Origin of the sequence: Actinospica robiniae DSM 44927 (assembly GCF_000504285.1) — a bacterium.
Classification (GTDB): Bacteria; Actinomycetota; Actinomycetes; order Streptomycetales; family Catenulisporaceae; genus Actinospica; species Actinospica robiniae.
The window spans coordinates 5716395-5735170 of sequence record NZ_KI632511.1 but is presented as its reverse complement, the minus strand read 5'-3'; the positions used below and the strand labels follow the sequence as shown (position 1 = coordinate 5735170).

8 protein-coding genes are annotated in these 18776 nt (G+C 66.3%); 5 read left to right on the top strand and 3 right to left on the bottom strand.

Annotated features, from left to right (window positions below; all coding sequences use genetic code 11):
• The first annotated feature begins 202 nt into the window (after positions 1-202).
• Complete coding sequence (locus tag ACTRO_RS24330; RefSeq protein WP_051451315.1) at positions 203-667, top strand: GIY-YIG nuclease family protein; 465 nt, start codon at positions 203-205, stop codon at positions 665-667.
• Between the two features lie 243 nt (positions 668-910).
• Positions 911-1369, top strand: coding sequence for a hypothetical protein (locus tag ACTRO_RS24325; protein ID WP_034266559.1), 459 nt, complete (start codon positions 911-913; stop codon positions 1367-1369).
• 194 nt (positions 1370-1563) lie between these two features.
• Here the strand turns inward: ACTRO_RS24325 and ACTRO_RS43810 are convergent, their stop codons facing one another.
• Positions 1564-2928 (bottom strand): D-alanyl-D-alanine carboxypeptidase family protein, encoded by a 1365-nt coding sequence (locus ACTRO_RS43810; protein WP_051451314.1) that lies wholly within the window; start codon positions 2926-2928, stop codon positions 1564-1566.
• A gap of 238 nt (positions 2929-3166) precedes the next feature.
• Positions 3167-9037, bottom strand: coding sequence for a LamG-like jellyroll fold domain-containing protein (locus ACTRO_RS50440; protein ID WP_034266557.1), 5871 nt, complete (start codon positions 9035-9037; stop codon positions 3167-3169).
• A 380-nt stretch (positions 9038-9417) separates the two neighbouring features.
• Between ACTRO_RS50440 and ACTRO_RS24310 the strand changes: the two genes are divergently transcribed.
• A complete protein-coding gene (locus ACTRO_RS24310) occupies positions 9418-15861 on the top strand; it encodes an RHS repeat domain-containing protein (protein WP_157436402.1) in 6444 nt (2147 codons plus the stop codon).
• Positions 15862-15958: 97 nt separating this feature from the next.
• The gene (locus ACTRO_RS24305; RefSeq protein ID WP_034266555.1) at positions 15959-16420 is read left to right on the top strand and encodes a hypothetical protein; all 462 of its coding nucleotides are present in this window, start codon (positions 15959-15961) and stop codon (positions 16418-16420) included.
• Between the two features lie 202 nt (positions 16421-16622).
• Here ACTRO_RS24305 and ACTRO_RS24300 read toward each other — a convergent pair whose 3' ends face one another.
• Entirely contained in the window at positions 16623-17165 is a 543-nt protein-coding gene (locus ACTRO_RS24300) for an IS3 family transposase (RefSeq protein ID WP_084316500.1), read from the bottom strand.
• A gap of 25 nt (positions 17166-17190) precedes the next feature.
• Here ACTRO_RS24300 and ACTRO_RS24295 point away from each other — a divergent pair, with 25 nt between their 5' ends.
• On the top strand, positions 17191-18480 hold the full coding sequence (locus ACTRO_RS24295; protein WP_034276499.1) for an IS256 family transposase: 1290 nt from the start codon (positions 17191-17193) through the stop codon (positions 18478-18480).
• Positions 18481-18776: the final 296 nt, after the last annotated feature.

The window sequence follows — 18776 nt, the reverse complement described above, 5'->3', positions numbered from 1 at the left end:
TGTCGCAGGGCTCACGATTGCTGACAGCTCCGCGACAGGATTTTCTCGCAAGGTGCTCGCGCCGCGGGTCTTCTCGCATGATCACGTGGTGCTTGCTGCCGTCCTGCCCTGTCCGCTTCATAAGCGGCTGATGCGACGACAGAGGTCTCGCCCCAACGCTCTGGCGGTTGGGAATGCGGCTGCTGAGCCGGATACTGGCGAGGTGGAGTTCACGTGGGAAGCGCTGCATGAGAGCGGCTTCGTTGGCTTCGTCCGGCTGTCCGAGTCGAAGGCCGCCGAGGTACCGCAGGGGCCCGGAGTGTACGTCGTGTACCGCTCGTCCACCGTCCGGCCCGTGTTCTTGCCCGAGAACAAGGCCGGTCTGCGTGACCACACGGTGCCGGTGGAAGGGCTGACGGGCAAGTGGGTGGAAGGTGCGCAGGTGGTCTATATCGGGAAGGCCATCCGTTTGCGCAGGCGGATCGGCGAGTACCGCCGGTTTGGGGCCGGTACGGCGGACAACCACGTCGGCGGCTGCTGTGTCTTCCAGTTGGCCGACCATGCCGATGTATTGATCGCGTGGCGGGTGACAGCGGCAGGGGAGTCCCCCGAGGATACCGAGAAGGAGCTCATCGGGCAGTTCAAGGCTCAGTATAGGTCCCGGCCGTTCGCAAACCACCTCGGCTGACCTCCCTGAGCCTGGCCAGGGCGGGTTCGGACGCCTTGTTGTACCGCCCGCTTCGTCTCGGTCATAACCGTCATTATGCGTCAGATGGCGGAGCCGGAACTTCGGTTTCTGCTTGAAGACCGTGCACCTCTACTGTCCGGACTCGGTGAATCTGGTCTTGACTCAGGAGATCTGGTCCAGGCGTGGCTCATCTGGTTCAGGGCTCAAAACCTCTGGATTGGTGACGGTGGCACAATACCCTGCGTGGACCTACGCCAGGAGCTGCTGCCGCCGGTCGTCGACCAATGGCGCATAGACGAGATTGGCGCCGAGATCACACGGATCGCTGATCTGGTACACCAGGGGCTGCGGTCCGAAGCCGACACAGCGATGGCCGAGTTCAGCGCGGCAGCGGGCCGCGATTACGGAATCGATGCCTTCCTTGAATACGACGGCGCTCGGAGCCTTGAGGACTTTGCCCGCGAAGCCGCGCGGCCGCCATGGCCAAGGGTGCCCGATGTCACCAGATCCGAGCTGGTCGAGATCGTACGCAGGATCCAAGCCGTAGACCCGGACTCCGACTACTACCTTCTGCTCCTGCGGGCGAACACACCGCACCCGCACGTCAGCGACCTCATCTTCTACCCGCCGGACGAACTCGTCGACGGCAACGCCGCCGCGATCGTCGACGCCGCGCTCGCCCACCGTGCCATCGCCCTGTGATCGGACAGCCGCAACTACGAACCCGATGTTGAATACTTCGGGTCGGGCCAGGTCGACTGAGTCCATAGCCCCCGTTCCTGACTCGATCGATCTGGTTTGACGCTGGCCAACGCGTGGTCGGGGACCGGATGCATGGGCCCGGGCATCTACCGCCGCCATCTCGGTCGGCGGTAGAGCCCGATCAGTGCTCTGTGTTACTGGAGCGTGGTGGTGCCGAGGAGTGTTCCGTCGGAGGCGTAGGCCTTGAGGGTGTGGGTGGTTCCTGAGGTGCTCAGGCGCAGGGTGACGGATTCGCCGGGCCATGCGGTGACGGTGAGGTTGCCGGTGGTGTGCAGGGTGGCGGTGGTGCCGTCGGCCAGGGGTGCGGTGGCGACTGCGGTGCCGGCGGGGATGAGGGTGCGGGCGGTGACCTGGGATTCGGTGCTGGATATCGCTGTCTTCGCGGCGGCGAGTCCGACGCCGAGTTCCTGGCCGGTGGGTGCGTCCTGGCCGAGGACGGCGCCGGAGAGGGTGAGGGTGCGGCCGTTGACGGTGAAGTCGGCGTGGAAGAGGAGGCAGCCGCCGGCTTGGCCGGTGGAGCCGGTTTTGATGCCGTTGACGCCGTCGTAGCCGAGGAGGCTGTTGTAGTTGGAGATGGTGCCGGCCACGGGGATGCTGGCGCTGCCCTGGTCCACGAGTTGGGCGAAGTAGCCGAGGCCCATGGCGTGTTGGGCGAGGGTGATCTGGTCGGGTGCGGTTGAGACGGAGTCGGGGTCGTAGCCGGAGGCGTCGGCGTAGTGGGTGTGGCTCATGCCGAGGGCGGAGGCTTCGGAGTTCATTTTGCTGACGAAGGCGTCGTCGGTGGTGGTGCCGGTGTCCCAGTGGGCCAGGACGTCGGCGATGTTGTCGGCGGAGGCGAGCATGAGGGCCTGGAGCGCCTCGTTCTCGGTCAGCTGCTCGCCGGCTTTGACGGGCACCGAGGACATGTTCTCGCTGACGTCGTATTTGTAGGCGGCGACGTCGGCGGCGGTGATGGTGATGCTCGGGCCCTGCTGCCCCGGGCTGAGCGGGTGGTCGTGCAGGATGAGGTAGGCGGTCATGGTCTTGGTGACCGAGGCGATCGGCTGCGAGCTGTCGACGGGTCCGTAGCTTTTGATCGAGCCGCCGCCGTCGAGGTTTATCTCGGCCTGGCCCTGGTCGGGCCAGGCCGGCGCCAGGGTGCCGGCGACGGTCCGGCTGGAGCCGATCGAGAGCTTGGGCGGGCCGGAGAACGCAGCGCTCGAGGTCGGCGTCGCGGAACCGGAGGCTGACGCCGAGGCCGACGCGAACGCAGATGTGGACGCGGAGCTTGAAGCCGAGGCCGAGGCCGATGCGCCGGCCGATGCCGTGCCGGTCGTCGAGGCCGTGGGCGCGCCGGAGCCGTCACCGATCGCGGAGTTCGCGGCGCGTGTGTCGGCTGTCGTGTGGGTGTCGGGTCCTGGGATGAGCAGCACGGCGCAGCCGGCCACGAGTGCGGCGCCGACGGCGGCCGAGATGATGGTGGCGCGACGACCACGGGGAAGGCGGTGCACGGGAGACATCGGCGGCTGGTCCTACGTTCTTCGGGCACCTGTGTGCGAGATCAGTGCGTGTGGGTTCGGCGCAGTGTATACGCGGGCCCAGTGTAGATGGACCTGTACCGGGAACTGGGACTTGTTGCGCAGTGATGACACAATCATCAGTGTACTGTGACGTATCACTGCAGGGCTGGAGTGGGGTATTGCGGATGCGGGGTCCCGCGATCGGGGACCCCGCGTGTGGCATGGCTAGTCGCGCTCGTTAGTTGATCTGGTGGTAGAGCGCGGTGATCTGCGGTGCGCTCAGGGCGTAGTTGAAGGTCTGGATGTCGCTGATCTCTCCGGGGAAGAAGTCGCCGATGTTCGCGTCGTACTGGTCCGCGCCGATGAGCAGCGGACCGGTTGCGGACCAGTCGGTGATGGTGGCGCTACCGGCCTGTGTGCCGTTGACGTACAGCACGGCGGCATTCGTGGTGGCGTTGTAGGTCGCCACGACGTGATACCAGGTGTGCGCTGTGGGGGCCGTGGAGGCGCAGGGGATGGGGTAGGCGCCGGGCGGGTCGGCGGTGTCGGTGGACATGAAGTTCAGGCACCATGCCGCGTTGTCCGGGTCGTATTGGAGGTAGAAGCCGGAGGCCTGGGTGCCGGCTTGGGCGGCGATCGTGGCGTATCCGGTCGGGATCTGGCTGAGGTTCACCCAGGCGCTGATGGAGTAGCTGCCCGTGGTGTCGAGCACGGCCCCTGAGGTGGTGGCGTATCCGCTGGTGCCGTCGAGGCTCAGGACCGTCTGTCCGGTCAAGGTGCCCACGGTGGCGGTCGGCCATGTGTAGTTGGTGCCCTGCGTCCCGTTGAGGGTCAGGGGGTTTCCGCCGGGGTTGAGGGATGGGTCGGAGTAGGCGAGGTAGAGGCTTCCGGTGCTGGTGGTGTTGTTCAGGTTTCCGGTGGATCCGACGGTGTTGTCGGCCGCGGTGCTGGCGCCGGTGCCGTCGTTGAGTTCCCAGATGTCCTGGGGGGCGAGGATGGCGTTGGCGAGGGCGCCGGTGGCGGCGTTGGTCAGGTTGACCGGGTCGGAGGGGGCGTTGTTGCGGCTGGTGCCGACCATGGACAGGGGGCTGAGGGCGGCGGTGCAGTCGGTGTCGGCGGCGGGGCAGTAGGTTGCGGTGGCGGGTGTGCCGATGGTGGTGTCCGGCTCGACGTACGCGTAGTTGGCGATTTCGGGCCCGTCGGCTTCGAGCCAGTCGTTGACGCTGGTGCGTACCGCGTCGACGTCTGCGGTGCACGGGTCGTTGCCGCTGGCCGCTCCGTCGCCGGCGTAGCCGATACACGGGGTCATGCCGATGGCGGTGACGAGCGTGGCCTGGGCGTCGAGGTCCCCGAGGTAGCCGAACAGGGTGGTGAGCGCTCCGCTTTCGAACGCGCTGGTGTCGGTGGTGACGTCGTCGGCGGTTGTCGGCTGCTCGGCCAGGACGTCTTCGAGGCCTTCGTCCATGACGGTGTTGGTGACGCCGGGTTCGTCCAGGACGTCGCGGTCGATGCGGGCGAGCAGGGACGGGCCGCCGACGGGTGTTCCGCCAGTGGTGCCGTTGATGGTGTCGGCGTAGCCGGCGAGGATCTGGTTGGATTCGATGCCCGCGTTCACGACGCCGAAGCTGTAGCCGCTCGGCGTGGTTGCTCCTGCCGCGGCAAAGATGTCGGACAGGCGCTGGGCCGCGCCGTTGTTGGCGCTGAGCGGGGCGGTGTTCGGCTCCCAAGCGTCGATCAGGTTGTCGCCGATCACGACCTGGGTCTGCTCGCCCGCGGTCTGCACATCCAGGCCGGTAACGAGGTTGGTGTAGGTGCCGGAACTGAAGCCGCCGGCGGTGTACGCGGTCGCGGCGCTGCTCATGGTCGCGTCGGCCGAGTTGACCGGGGACATGTACTCGTAGGCGTCGGTGGCCCAGGAGTGCTGGACGAGTGCCGGGACGCTGGTGGAGGAGAGGTAGAAGGAGACGGCGACCCATTGGTCGTTGACCATGGAGTAGGAGAGCGGGTCGGAGTAGACCATGGCGCCTGCGGGAACGGTTGTGGACTGTGATCCGCCGAAGGTGAGGGCCACGGGGGCGGTGCTGGTGGCGGCAGTGGGGCTGGCCGCGGTTCCGGTGGTGCTGGCGATGGTGAGGTGGCCGATGGCCAGGGCAGTGGTGCCCAGGGAGTTGTCGAGCTTGATCCGCACGGTGCTGCCGGTGACGGTCGGCTGGAGCAGGATGCGCACGGACTGGGCGCCGTAGCTGCCGGAGGCCGGTGCGTAGTCGCCCTCGGTGTCGGAGGCCCACGCGCCGGTCCAGGTGTCGCCGGTGGCGGCGGAGACCGTGGTGCCGCCGGCTTCGACGGTGCCGGCGGTGGTGTCGCGGGTGCCGAGGGAGAAGACGTGCAGTGCCTCGCTGCCGCTGGCGTCGTTGGACACGTCCGGCAGGGTGATCGAGGAGATGGTCTGTCCGGGGATCAGCGGGACGGAGAAGGCGTAGACCTTCGGGTGTTTGGTGGTGTTCGCCGTTCCGCTCTGGGTGTTCTCGTCGGGGAAGGCCATGGTGGCGATGTCGCCGATGGCCGTGTTCGATGTGACCCAGTCGGGCACTGCCATGACGTAGGAGTAGCAGGTGCCTGCGAGCGCGCCGGTGTAGTAGACGCAGCCCGTCGGCACACCCAGCGTGCCGTTGAGGGTGGAGCCGGAGCCGTCGAGGTCGTCGTAGTAGGTGCCGGTGACCGGGGTGCCGGCGGGGATGTAGGGGGCTGTCTCGTTGCCGGAGACGGATGAGGGCATCGTCAGGCTGCTGCCTACGCGGGTAGCGGTGACCAGGAACACCAGAGAGCTCGAGCCGGTGCCGGAGACGGCGCAGGTGATTCCGGCGGTGGCGCAGGTGACGGACTGGCCGTAGGCGAGGGCGTTGTCGCTGTGCCCGGTGCCGTAGGTCGGCAGGCTCAGGCTCGCCCCGTCGACGGTGATGTGTCCGTTGCTGGTCCAGCCCGCATTGGTCCAGTCGGTCGCGGAGAAGCTGTTGCCTCCGTCCGCGGCGCCCTGGGTCATCGCGGTGTTCGAGCTGACCGCGATGTTGTTGTAGCAGGCCGAGAGGCTCGCGCAGGTGGCTGTGGCGTGCTGGGCGGCGATGAAGCTGTAGCTGGCGGTGGCCGAGATGTCGCCGGCGCCGTCGATGGCGTCGACGTAGAGGGTGTGCGGGCCGGGGGCGTAGGGGGTGATGGTGATGTCGGCCGTCGCGGTGTTGTACAGCGATGCGGCTTGCGTCGAGGTCAGAGCACTGCTGTAGGTCTGGACATCGCTGATGTCGCCGTGGAAGAAATCGGCGTTGCTTCCAGAGTAGAACGACCGACCGATCGCCAGATCGCCGGTCGCGGCGTACTCGCTCGGATTGGTCGCCGTACCGGCCAGGGCGCCGTCGACGTAGAGCTGCATGAGCCCGGTGGATTTGGTGTAGACACCGGTCAGCTGGTACCAGACGCCGGCGGCGGGTGTGGAGGCCCCGTGTGCGTGGTAGCTGGTGTGGGTGGTGGAGTTCGCCGAGAACTGGGTGAACGCCCAGGCTTTGTCGGTGGTTTCGTATTGGAGATAGAACCCTGAGTTGAGGGAGGTGTCCTGGGAGAGCGCGGTCTGATTGGCCGTGGGGATCGCAGTGAGCTTGACCCAGGCTGAGACGGAGAAGTCCGCGGCGGTGTTCACGGAGGTGGTGGTGGACTGGGCGTAGCTGGTGGAGGTCCCGGAGGTCGCGAGGACGTAGCCGCGGCCGGGATCGGCGGCGAACGAGGCTCCGGACTGCAGCGTGGCCGTGTTCGTGCCGCTGGAGTCGGCCGCGCTGGTGCCGGAGGAGGCGTTGAGTGGCCACGAGTCGGTCAGCCCGGTGGCCGAGGTGGTGATCGGCGCGATCTCACTGGCCGGCGTTCCGCTCGCGGCGGGGACGCTGTCGAGGTTGTAGTAGAACCCGGTGGTGTCGGCGCCGGTGCTCGACCCGCTCACGGCGAAGGTCGCGCTCGTTCCAGCGTCCGTAACGGCAATCCCGGCGGGGTAGGTGGAGTTCGGGGCGATCGTGGGTGCGTCGGGCGACGTGGGCTCGGCGGTGAACGCGCAGGTCGGTGACCAGCCGCTGGTGTAGGTGCCGTTGGTCGTCTGCACATCCCAGTACACCGTCTCACCCGAGGTCAGGGTCGAGGTGAAGGAGGAGGGCAGTGAGTATTTGGCGGTGGCGCCGGAGGCGAGGTTGTCGGCGGAGGCCCCGGTCTGGTGAGTGGAGCTGGCCGAGGTCCAGTAGTTGAAGTTGGCCCGGAGCTGGTCGCCGTCGGGGCTGGTGATGTTGCCGGCGACGAGGCTGACCGTGTTGGTGGCGATCGACTTGCCGATGAACGGGTACGGCGCGGCGCTCGCGCAGGCGACGGTGTTGCTCGCGCCGTTGGCCGTGGTCAGCTGGCTCGCGGCGGGGGTGTTCGGGTTGTGGTCGTACTTGATGACCAGGCTGGGGTTGTCGGTGAAGCGGGAGAAGTCGGTGGTGCTGCTGTCACCGGTGAGCTCCACGGTCAGCTGGCTGGAGTGGTTGTTCGCGCTCGTCTGGACCGGGGATTGGAAGTCGAACCCGGCCTTCGAGGATTCGGTGGTGGTGCAGCCTGAGGCGTTCCACGCCGCGCCGACGCTCTGTGCGTTGGAGTACGCGGACGAGCCGGTGAGCGGCCCGGGCTGGTTGTTGTAGTCCGTGCCCGAACCGATGCCACCGGCCAGGTGGGCGGTCACGGTGCGCGAGGTGGAGCAGGAGAACGAGGCCTGCCAGTTCTCGGTGACCTGGACTTGGGCGCTGCCGATGTGCGCGCCCCAGATCTGCGGGGGCAGTGACCACTGGTAATACGTGTTCTGCCAGCCGCCGCAGGATCCGGCCGCGTAGCCCACGCCCAGAGAGTTGTCGTCCATCCCGGTGTCCTTGTAGTAGGACTGGGAGTTGCACGGGGCGTCCTGCTTGACCTCGTCGTAGGCCGGCGCGCCGCCGGAAGCTTCTTGCCAGGACAGGGTCGGATCGATGTAAACCGGGTAGACCGCGTGCTGGTCCGCCAGCAGGGCCTTGCTGGGCGTGAGAACCAGAGCGTTGCCGGTCACGGCGACCCCGAGCGGCGCCTGGTTCGCGGCATAGCCAGGGGCGGCCGCGCTGGACGGGTCCGAGGCGCCGATCTGATCGAGCTGAGCCTGGGTCGGAGCCGACGAACTGGGCGTGCCCACGGCTCCGGACTCGCGGGCCGTTGAGGCCCTTGCCGCGGCCACGGCCGCATCGGCGGGCACGGCCGTGTTCGAGTCCCACATGGACGCACCCGAGATCGACAGCGCCAGACCGCCGGCCGCGGAACCCACGGTGCTGCCGGAACCCTTCGTCACGCCACTGCTGTGCACGGCAAGCTCGAGTTTCGATAGGGCCGGATTCGCGGCGGCGCGCGCGTCATGTACGACGAGGACCTCGGAGAACCCGCCCCCGACGGTGGCCGAGACCTTCAGATCGACCCCACTGAGCACATTGGTGTAGGTGGCACTTGACCCAGAGACGACGGGGGCGGGCAGTACGGTGGGCCAGGTCACCGCGTAGCTTGCGCCCGACTCTGTCGTAGTGACTGCGAGCGGGCCGCTTCCGCCGGCGGAGAGGGCGACGTTCGCGTAGGCGGTGGCAGCGGGAGAGTAGCTGCCGTTCGCGTTGCGGTGAAGAGTCGTGTCCACCGCAACCCACGCGTTGTCCTTCAGGGCGCGCACCGGCAGCGTGTTCTCCGTCAGCGCAAGCTTGCCGTCCGGCTCCGCGGTGACCTGCGACGTCTCGGTGGTCAGGGCGCTGATGGGCACCGCCTTGCCGGTCTTACGCGCGGTGAGCACGGCGGCGTCCACCGCCTGCTGCTGCGCGACAGTCAGGCCGTAGCCTTCACTCATGGCCTGGGCGGCCGCGCGGGCCTGGGCGGCGGAGTCGGTGTGCGCGGACGACGACGCGCCGAGATCACCCTGGACCGTGGCCGGGGGCTGAGCCGCCTGCGCGGCCGGCGCGGCGATGGTGAGCCCGGCGGCCACCGCGAGCGCGAGCGCCCCGACGCCGGCGTGGGACCGCCGTATTCGCGTATAAGTCTGCATGACGCCCTTCTATATGGGTACTGCGATAGGCGACCGCCCCGCACGCGGCGCGACAGGTAGCTTGCCCATGTTCGGTGCAGAGTACGCATGGTGGCGAAGCCGGACCCTGATGGTGCTGACCCAGCGCCGGACACCGGATTCCCCTGGTCCTGGGCGGACCGCGGCGGCTCGAAGCGAAGCCATTGACGCGGTGCATACTGATCGCTACTTTTCATGGTGCTGACTTCCTATCCTGATTTAGGGACAGGGACACCCATGTCAGGGAGGGACCCATCGTGTCGGGCATATTCGCTCGTCCGTATCACCATGCCGTCGCGCGCTGCCGACGCTTGCCGCGCTCTTCCCGCCGCCCGGCGGCGGCGATCAGCAGCCTCGTGCTGGTGGTGCAAGTCGCGTTGGCCGGCCCGGTCTACGCATCCGGACACGGTGGGAACGGCGCCGGATACCAGGACACCCCGTCTTTACCGGTGACGGCCGTTACCTCGCACTACGCCAAGCCGACGCCGATGGCCGCCTACCACGCTCCGAAGGTGGTCTGGCCCTCTGGCACCGGCAGCGTCGCAATGAGCGAAGGCAAGGCCGCGCGGGTCGGGTCGCTGCCGCTCGTACTCACCGCGGAGCCCTCCGGCGCGGGAGCCGCCGCGCGGACCCCCGCGGACAAGAGCACGCCGGTCGCCACCTCGATGCCGAAGCAGGCGCGGGTCAGCGTCGAGCCGCAGTCGGTCTCGGATGCGCTGGGCCTTAAGGGCGTGGTGGTCCAGGTCGGCCGTGCGGACGGTGTCGCCGCGTCAGGTCAGGTACAGGTCTCGCTCTCGTACGCATCCTTCAAGGACGCCTACGGTGGCGGCTGGGGGCAGCGTCTGGCGCTGGTCGCGTTGCCCGCCTGCGCATTGACCACGCCGCAACTTGCCAAGTGCCGCGTTGAGACACCGGTGAAGTTCACCAACAGCGGCAAAACACAGACCTTGACGGCCGCGGTCACGCTGCCTGCCGCGCAGAGCCCGACGCCGGACTCGACGTCCGCGCAGGCCCAGTCCGCGCAGGTGCAGCGCGCGGCGGCATCCTCGTCTGCCCTGGTGCTGGCAGCGACAGACACTTCCTCCTCCTCGAGCGGTTCCGGCGGGGGCAACTTTTCCGCCACCACCCTCAAGCCCTCCGGATCGTGGTCAGCGGGAGGTGCGACCGACGCGTTCACCTGGTCCTATCCGATCTCCGTTCCGGACGCGCCGGGCGGCCTTGAGCCCTCGCTCGCGCTGTCCTACAACTCGCAGTCCGTGGACGGACTGACCTCGAACACGAACAACCAGGCCGGGGACGTCGGCGACGGCTGGATGCTGACCGAGTCCTACATCGAGCGCTCTTACGCTTCCTGCCACCAGAACCCCGACGGCGATAGCAAGACCTACGACAACTGCTGGTCGAGCAACAACCAGTTGACGTTCGATCTCGACGGCCAGACCACGACGATCATCAAGGACGACGCGACCGGCGACTACATCGCCGCAGACGACTCGAACGAGCGGATCGCGTACGAGACCGGCGCGGTCAACGGCGCCCGGAACGGCGAGTACTGGGTCGTCACGACAACTGACGGCACCCAGTACTACTTCGGACTCAACCAGCTTCCCGGGTACGGCTCGGGTGATGCGACCACGAACTCGGTGGACACGGAGCCGGTCTACGCGACGGCCTCCGGGCAGCCCTGCTACAACGGCACCTTCTCATCCTCCTACTGCGAGCAGGCCTACCGGTGGAACCTCGACTACGTCGTGGACACGCACGGCGACGCGGTCACCTACTGGTACGACACGGCGACCAACTACTACGCCCAGGACCTCGCCACGACCGCCGCGTCCACCTCGGCCTACACGCGGGACTCGTACCTGTCGAAGATCGAGTACGGACAGCGCTCCAACTCGCTGTACACCGCGACTCCGGCCGCCGAGGTACAGCTCACCATGAACGGACGTTGCTCGACCTCCCCGACCGGCTGCGATACCAGCACCTTGTCATCCGCGACCGCGACCAACTGGCCGGACGTTCCCGATGACCTGCTGTGCACGTCAGGCGCCAACTGCTCGTCGCAGTCGCCCTCCTTCTTCTCCGAGGAGGAACTCACCGGCATCCAGACACAGGCGTTGGACGGAACCAGCCTGGATAACGTGGACTCGTGGGCCCTGACGTACTCGTTCCCCGCGATCACAGGCGCCGGCGACACCTCGACCCCCTCGCTGTGGCTCGCCTCGATCACCCATGCCGGTCAGGACACCACCGCGGAGCCGAAAGGCACGACCACGGCACCGCTGCCCTCGGTGACGTTCAACGGCACCCCTCTGCAGAACCGGGTCGACCTCACCAACGGCTACCCGTGGATCACCCGCGACCGGCTCACCAAGATCACCACCGAGACCGGTGAGCAGATCACCGTCAACTACTCGGCGCCGACCGCCGTCGCCGACGAACCCTCGAGCGACGACGCGAACACCACACTGGCATACCCGGTCTACTGGTACCCGACGATTACTGCAGATCCGACCAAGGACTACTTCAACGTCTACATCGTCAACTCGGTCACGGAGAACGACGCCACCGGCGGGAACCCCAACGAAGACAGCGACAACGACGCGATCACCACGAAATATACGCCGGTCGGCAAACCTGCCTGGCACTACGACGACAATCCGCTGACACCGTCGAACCAGGTGACCTGGGACCAGTTCCGCGGCTACCAAGGCATGACCGTCTCGACCGGTACCGCGCCCGACCCGGTGACGGAGACCCAGTACAGCTACTTCCAGGGCATGAACGGGGACTTCCTGACCTCCACGTCGAAGCGCAGCGTCACGGTGACCGATTCGCGCAACGACACCCCGGTCCCAGATGACGATCAGTACGCCGGTATGACGTACGAGACGCAGGTGCTCAATGGGTCCTCGCTCGTGACCGACACGATCGACACGCCGTGGACCTCCAGCGCCCAGGCGACCCACACCCTGGCCGGCGGCGTCCCTTCTCAACAGGCGTTCTTCGTCGGGCAGTCGGAAGCGCAGGTCTACACCCCGCTCGCCTCCGGTGCGACCCGGGAGACCGAGACCACGTACGGGCACGACGCCTACGGCAGGGTGACCCAGACCAACGCGCTAGGAGACGTCACCGATCCCTCGCAGAACAAGTGCACCACCGTCACCTACGACGACAACACCAGCCTGTGGATCCTCGACGCGACCTCCGAATCGAAGACCGTGTCGGTGAACTGCTCGACCACCCCGTCGTATCCGGCGGACGCGATCAGCGACTCCATCACCTACTACGACGGCGCATCGAACGCCACGACCGCTCCAACAGTTGGCGACGCCACCGAGACCCTGGCAGCGACCTCCTACGGCTCCAGCGGCACACCCACGTACACGATGCAGGCGAAGAAGACCGTAGACGAGTACGGACGCGTGCTCAGCAGTACCGACGCCGACAATCGGGTCACCGCGACGGCCTACAGTCCGGCCACCGGCGCCGAGCCGACCAGCACCGTGGTCACCGACCCGAAGAACATGGCCACCACCACGACGTACGACCCCCTGCGGGAACTCGCCACCCAGGTCACGACCGCCGCAAACGACACCACAGCCAGCCAGTACGACGCTCTCGGTCGCGTCATCGCCGTATGGAAGCCCGGCTTCAGCACCGCGGGCTCGCCGAACCTGAAGTACTCATACACGGTCGACGACATGCACCCGTCCGTGACCGACACCTACACGATCAACGACGACGGCACATACCGGCTCTCAGAGACCCTGTACGACAGCATGCTGCGGGCCAGAGAGGTGCAGACCGAGACGCCCGACGGCGGCCGCGACATCGTCGACACCTACTACAACACCGACGGCTGGGAATCCGAGACCACCGGCGCCTACTACAACCCCGACGCCGTCTCGAACGTCTATGTTCAAGCGCAGGCCGGAACAGTACCCTCAGCCACCGGCTACACCTACGACGGTGCCGGCCGCAAGACCGCAGAGATCGCCTACACAGACGCCAATCAGACCTGGGAAACCACCTACAACTACGGCGGCAACTTCGTCACCACCATCCCACCCGCGGGCTCAACAGCGCAGACAGTAGTCACCAATGCCCTCGGCGAACAGACCGACCTCATCCAATACCTCGCCGGCCAGCCGACAAACTACGCCACAGACCCGACAAGCGACTACACCGACACCAAATACACGTACTACCCCTCGGGTAAGAAGGCCACCGAGGTCGACGCGGCCGGCAACACCTGGTCCTGGACCTACGACCTGCTCGGAGACGAACTCACCGCTGTAGACCCGGACGCCGGCACCAGCGTCAACACCTACGACAACGCCGGACTGCTGATCACCACGAAGGATGCCCGCGGCAAGCAGACCACCTTCGTGTACGACCAGGATGCCCGCAAAACCGCCGAGTACGACACCACCTCCACCAGCACCCTGACCGCAGGCGCGTCGGGCAATGAGATCGCGTCGTGGACCTATGACACGATCAAGACGGGGTATCTGACTTCGTCCACGTCGTACTCCAACGGCGACATCATCACCTCGGCGACCACCGGATACACCACGCTCGGCGAACCCCAGGGCACCAAGGTCACCCTGACGGGAACCGATGCCGCGCTGGTTCCGGCCGCCGGATACACCACGAAGTACGGGTACACCTATACCGGGCTGCTCCAGGGTCAGACTGACCCAGTTATGGGGGGCCTTCCGCTGGAGACGATCAAGTACACGTACAACGAGTTCGGCCAACCCACCGAGCTGGCTGGCACGACCACAAGCACCCAGACATACGTTGCTGGCATCACGTACAACGAGGACAACCAGCCGCTCGAGTACCGGCTGCCGGCCGGAAGTGGCCAGGTGAGAGTCGACGAGGCCTACGACCCGCAGACGCTCGCACTCGACTCGGTGACCACGTCCGATTCAAACAGCTCAGCTGCCGTCGACACCCTCACGTACACCTACGGTAATGCGAGCCGTACAGTCTCCCCGGGTTCGGGTCTGGTCACCCAGATCCAGGACGTGCAGAACACTGCCGGGAACACGGGCACCTCCACAGCCCAGACTGACACCCAATGCTTCACCTACGACTACGCGCAGCGGCTGGCCGCAGCGTGGACGGCCACTGACGCGTGCGCCGCCACTCCCTCGCCCGGCAACTCCCCCACCGTCGGCGGACCGATCAGCCCCTACTGGCAGTCATGGACCTATGACGCCGCCGGAGACCGGGCCAGCGAGACCGATCACAACACCTCCGGCAGCACCGCTGACGATACCGTCATCACCTATGACTACCCTGCAGCCGGCTCCAGCACCGACCAGCCCACCACGCTCAGCAATACGACCGCGACCGGCCCCAACGCGAGCGCCGAAACCGCCACCTACGGATACAACTCCTCCGGAGAAGAAACCTCCGTTACCGGCGGATCACACGGCAACCAGACCTACACCTGGAACGATCAAGACCAACTCCAGTCCACCACCAGCACAGCCGGCACCACCAACTACGCCTATAACACCGATGGCACGCAGGTCCTCATGCGAGACCCGGCCTCGACCACACTCACCATCGGCGACGCCCAGCTCAACCGAGTCTCAGGCAGCGGCAACGTCACCGCCACCCGCTACTACACGATCGGCGGAGTCACGGTCGCCGAGCGCACCAACACCGGCGCCGTCAACTACCTCATCCCCGACCGCCAAAGCACCGACCAACTCGCCATCAGCGCGACCACGGCCCAGACCATCACCCGCCGCCAGTACCTCCCCTTCGGCGGCTCACGCGACGGCTCCACCACCACCGCAACATGGGTCGGCGGCAACAAAGGCTATATCGGAGGCCTGACAGACGACACTACAGGCATCGAAACCCTCGGCGCCCGCGAATACGACACGCAAACCGGTCGGTTCATCTCACTCGACCCCCTCTTCGAAGGCGCCGATCCGACCCAGATGGCAGGCTACGACTACGCCGGCAACGACCCCGTCACCGGCAGCGACCCCACAGGCAAATGGTGCGTCATGGTCGACGGCGAATTCTGCGCTGGCTCGCATCCCAGCGGTGGCGGTGGCGGTGGCGGTGGCGGTGGCGGTGGCGGTAACACGACCTTGCCTGACGGCAACTGCACCGACCAGTTCACCTGCGAAGCCGCAACCCATCCGGGGCAAGGGTTGATTCAGGACCCGAACACGGGCATCTGGCACGTGGAGGGCGAACCGCTGCCGAAGTGGGTTCCCAACCATGACGGCCAGGCCTGGGGCTCGGAAGCCGGCTGGGCGACAGGGTCGGACAACTCGGAACATAACATGCTGCTCGAGATCGCTTCCGTGATGTGCTGGAAGAAAGGCTGGTGCAACGCTTCGAAGTATCTCCTGGACTGGCTGGAAAACAGCGGACAAACTCAGTCTGTGGATCCCATGCAGATCCTCGAGGACGCGCCGACGTCCGACTACGCCGCGCAGGTGAACACGGCGATCGCTGCCGCCCAGAACAGCAAGAAGCCGTACGACAGCGGTTGGCACAACGCCGAGATCTCGGCCAAGTCGAGCCTGGACTGGTACTACGCGCTGCACGATGTCCAGTACCGTGTCTCGTCTACGATTCAAAACGGCGTGACCACGGTGAGGGTGCAGGTGTGGAAGCGTTACGCCTTCGGCAGTCCCGGAGACAACCGCTCGGACCTGCACTTCTTAGGGGTGAATATTCCCCAAACACAATTGTCTAAGCTGAACCTGCTAGGACTTGCACAGGACTACAACATCTATGGTGAGTATGACTACTCGTACTGAGAATCAATCCGCTGTGCGCCGCCTGCGGCGCACAGCGGTCGGCTGGCTCGGAGTCGTCTTTCTCCTCTCGGCTTGCGCCGCGTGCGGATCACGGCCGGTGACATACGTGTCGACGCTGCCAACGGATACCGATTCGCGGGCCTACGCTGGCAGCCGGTCGGGCGAAACGTTCGACGCTGTCTTGGCTGAGTTCGGGATCGCGCTGCCTAGTGGGAGTTCGTCGGTGCGGTACTTCGTCTCGACGAGTCAGGACACACGAGACCTCTACCTCACGTTCGTCCTCGCGCCGTCCGTTGCCGCTTCATTTTTGCGTGCCTATGGCAGTTCCACATCCAACGTGGAGCCCGGGTGCAGTTCGCTCTGCGGGGACGTGCTGGGGTCCGACATAGTGCCGTGGAATCTCAGTGACACGCAGTCGGGTCTTGAGGCGGTGTTCCCGAGCGTTTCGGCGAGCAGTGATGGGCCGGTCACGACTAAGGGCGACACCATGGACGTCGTGCTTGACGAGAGAGATCCGCAGAAGTACACGCTCTACCTGCACGTGATTGGAACCGACTGACAGGTGAGGTGCCGAGAAGTCCATCCATGCTGTGGCCATTGACAACACGGTCTTGCACCTCTTCTTGATGCCTGAACGAGTTGAGATGGTCGGGCGGTTGCTACAGAAGCATCCGTATTGCGGCTTGGTTCGGTAACTTGATCCCGTGCGGCTCGACCGGTGCGGCACGGTGAGGTGACCCCCGGGATGTAGACACCGGGTTTCATGCGGCTATGGATATGAGTGTAGCAGGGGCGTCAGGACGCTGACCAGTGAGGTGGTGGCGCTGCTCGTAGTCGGCGGGTGAGAGCATCCCGGCCCGGCGGTGCCTGCGCCTGTGGTTGTAGAACGCGATCCAGCGGAAGGTCTCGCGGCGGGCCTCGGCCTCGTCGGCGAACCGGCCGCGTTCGGTCATGGTGACGGTCTCTCTCTTGTAGGCCGCGAACAAGCTCTCCGCGGCGGCGTTGTCAAAACACGAGCCCACTCGACCCATGGACCTGCGTATGCCCTGACCTGCGCAGTAGTCGGCAACGAGGCGGGAAGTGTATTCACTGCCCCTGTCCGAGTGGAAAATCACTCCGGCCACCTGGCCGCCGCGGGCGGCCACCGCGGCGGCGAGGGCATCGCGCACGAGTTCGGCCCGGTGGTGCTCGGCGATCGACCAGCCGATCAGGCGCCCGGAGAAGAGGTCGATCACCGTGGCGAGGTACATGAACCCTGATTCACCGGTCGGGACTGTACCGTCTTCGGTGTAACTCCTGAACATGATGGAGTTGCATCAGATGAGCGTGATGGAAGTGGAACAGTCCGTGACCGAGCAGGTTGTCGATGGTGAGCCGGCGGGCCTTGATGCTCTTGACCAGCAGTTGCTTGACCAACTGGTCGGGCAGGCCAAGGAGCGAGGGGTCAGGCTCGCCGGCGAGGGCGGTCTGCTGCAGGAGCTGACCAAGCGGCTGCTGGAATCGGCCCTGGATGGTGAGATCACCGACCACCTCGGCTACGAGAAGCACGACGGCGCCGGGGACGGGTCGGGCAATTCCCGCAACGGCAAGCGCACCAAGACGGTGCTGACGGACATCGGCCCGGTCGAGATCGAGGTGCCGCGGGACCGGGCCGGGAGCTTCGAACCGCAGATCGTCAAGAAGCGCCAGCGGCGGATGTCCGGCGTGGACGAGATGGTGCTCTCGCTCTCGGCGCGGGGACTGACGCACGGGGAGATCTCCGCGCACCTGGCCGAGGTCTACGGGACGCAGGTGTCCAAGACCACGATCTCCACGATCACGGACAAGGTGATCGAGGGCATGGCGGAATGGCAGAACCGGCCGTTGGACGCGGTCCTGCCCGTGATCTTCATCGACTGTATTCACGTGAAGATCCGCGACGGGCAGGTCGCGAACCGGCCGATCTACGTCGCCGTCGCCGTGACCTGCGAGGGCACCCGCGAGATCCTGGGGCTGTGGGCCGGAGACGGCGGCGAGGGCGCGAAGTACTGGATGCACGTGCTCACCGAGATCAAGAACCGCGGGGTCGCGGACGTGTGCATGGTCGTGTGCGACGGGCTGAAGGGCCTGCCCGACGCGATCGAGGCGGTCTGGCCGCAGGCGGTGACGCAGACCTGCGTGGTGCACCTGCTGCGGGCCTCCTTCCGTTATGCGGCCCGGCAGCATTGGGACGCGATCGCCAAGGCGCTGCGGCCGGTGTACACCGCGGCGACCGAGGAGGCGGCGATGGAGCGGTTCATGGAGTTCGAGGCCGCCTGGGGCCGCAAGTACCCGGCGATCATCAAGCTGTGGAACTCCGCGTGGGCCGAGTTCGTCCCGTTCCTGAGCTTCGACGTCGAAATCCGCCGCGTGATCTGCACCACGAACGCGATCGAGTCCATCAATGCACGCATACGCCGCGCCGTGCGCGCGCGAGGTCACTTTCCGAACGAGCAAGCAGCCCTCAAGTGCGTGTACCTCGCCGTGATGAGCCTGGACCCGACCGGCACCGGGCAGAAACGCTGGATGGCCAGGTGGAAGGCGGCCCTGAACGCCTTCGACATCACCTTCGACGGCCGCCTGTCCGCCGGCCGCCTGTAGAACTACTCACAATTACACCGATAGCTTTACAGACTCCAGCAGCGACCCCACTGGCAAACTCCCCAGCAACAGCAACCCCGGTAGCTGCGGTTGGGGCGAGGGCGGTGAAGTGCTTCCGTGCGGTTCGTCGGGTGGCAGTAGCAGCGGCGGCAGCGGCGGTGGCGGGTGCTGGGGGCCTGGCGGAGAACAGCTCTGCGGCAGCCAGGGTACAGGCGGCACTAACAAGACCGGTGGAACCAACGATAGTTCTGGCAGCGGCAGCGGCAGCGGCCGAGGCTGCAGTTGGCGCCATCCGA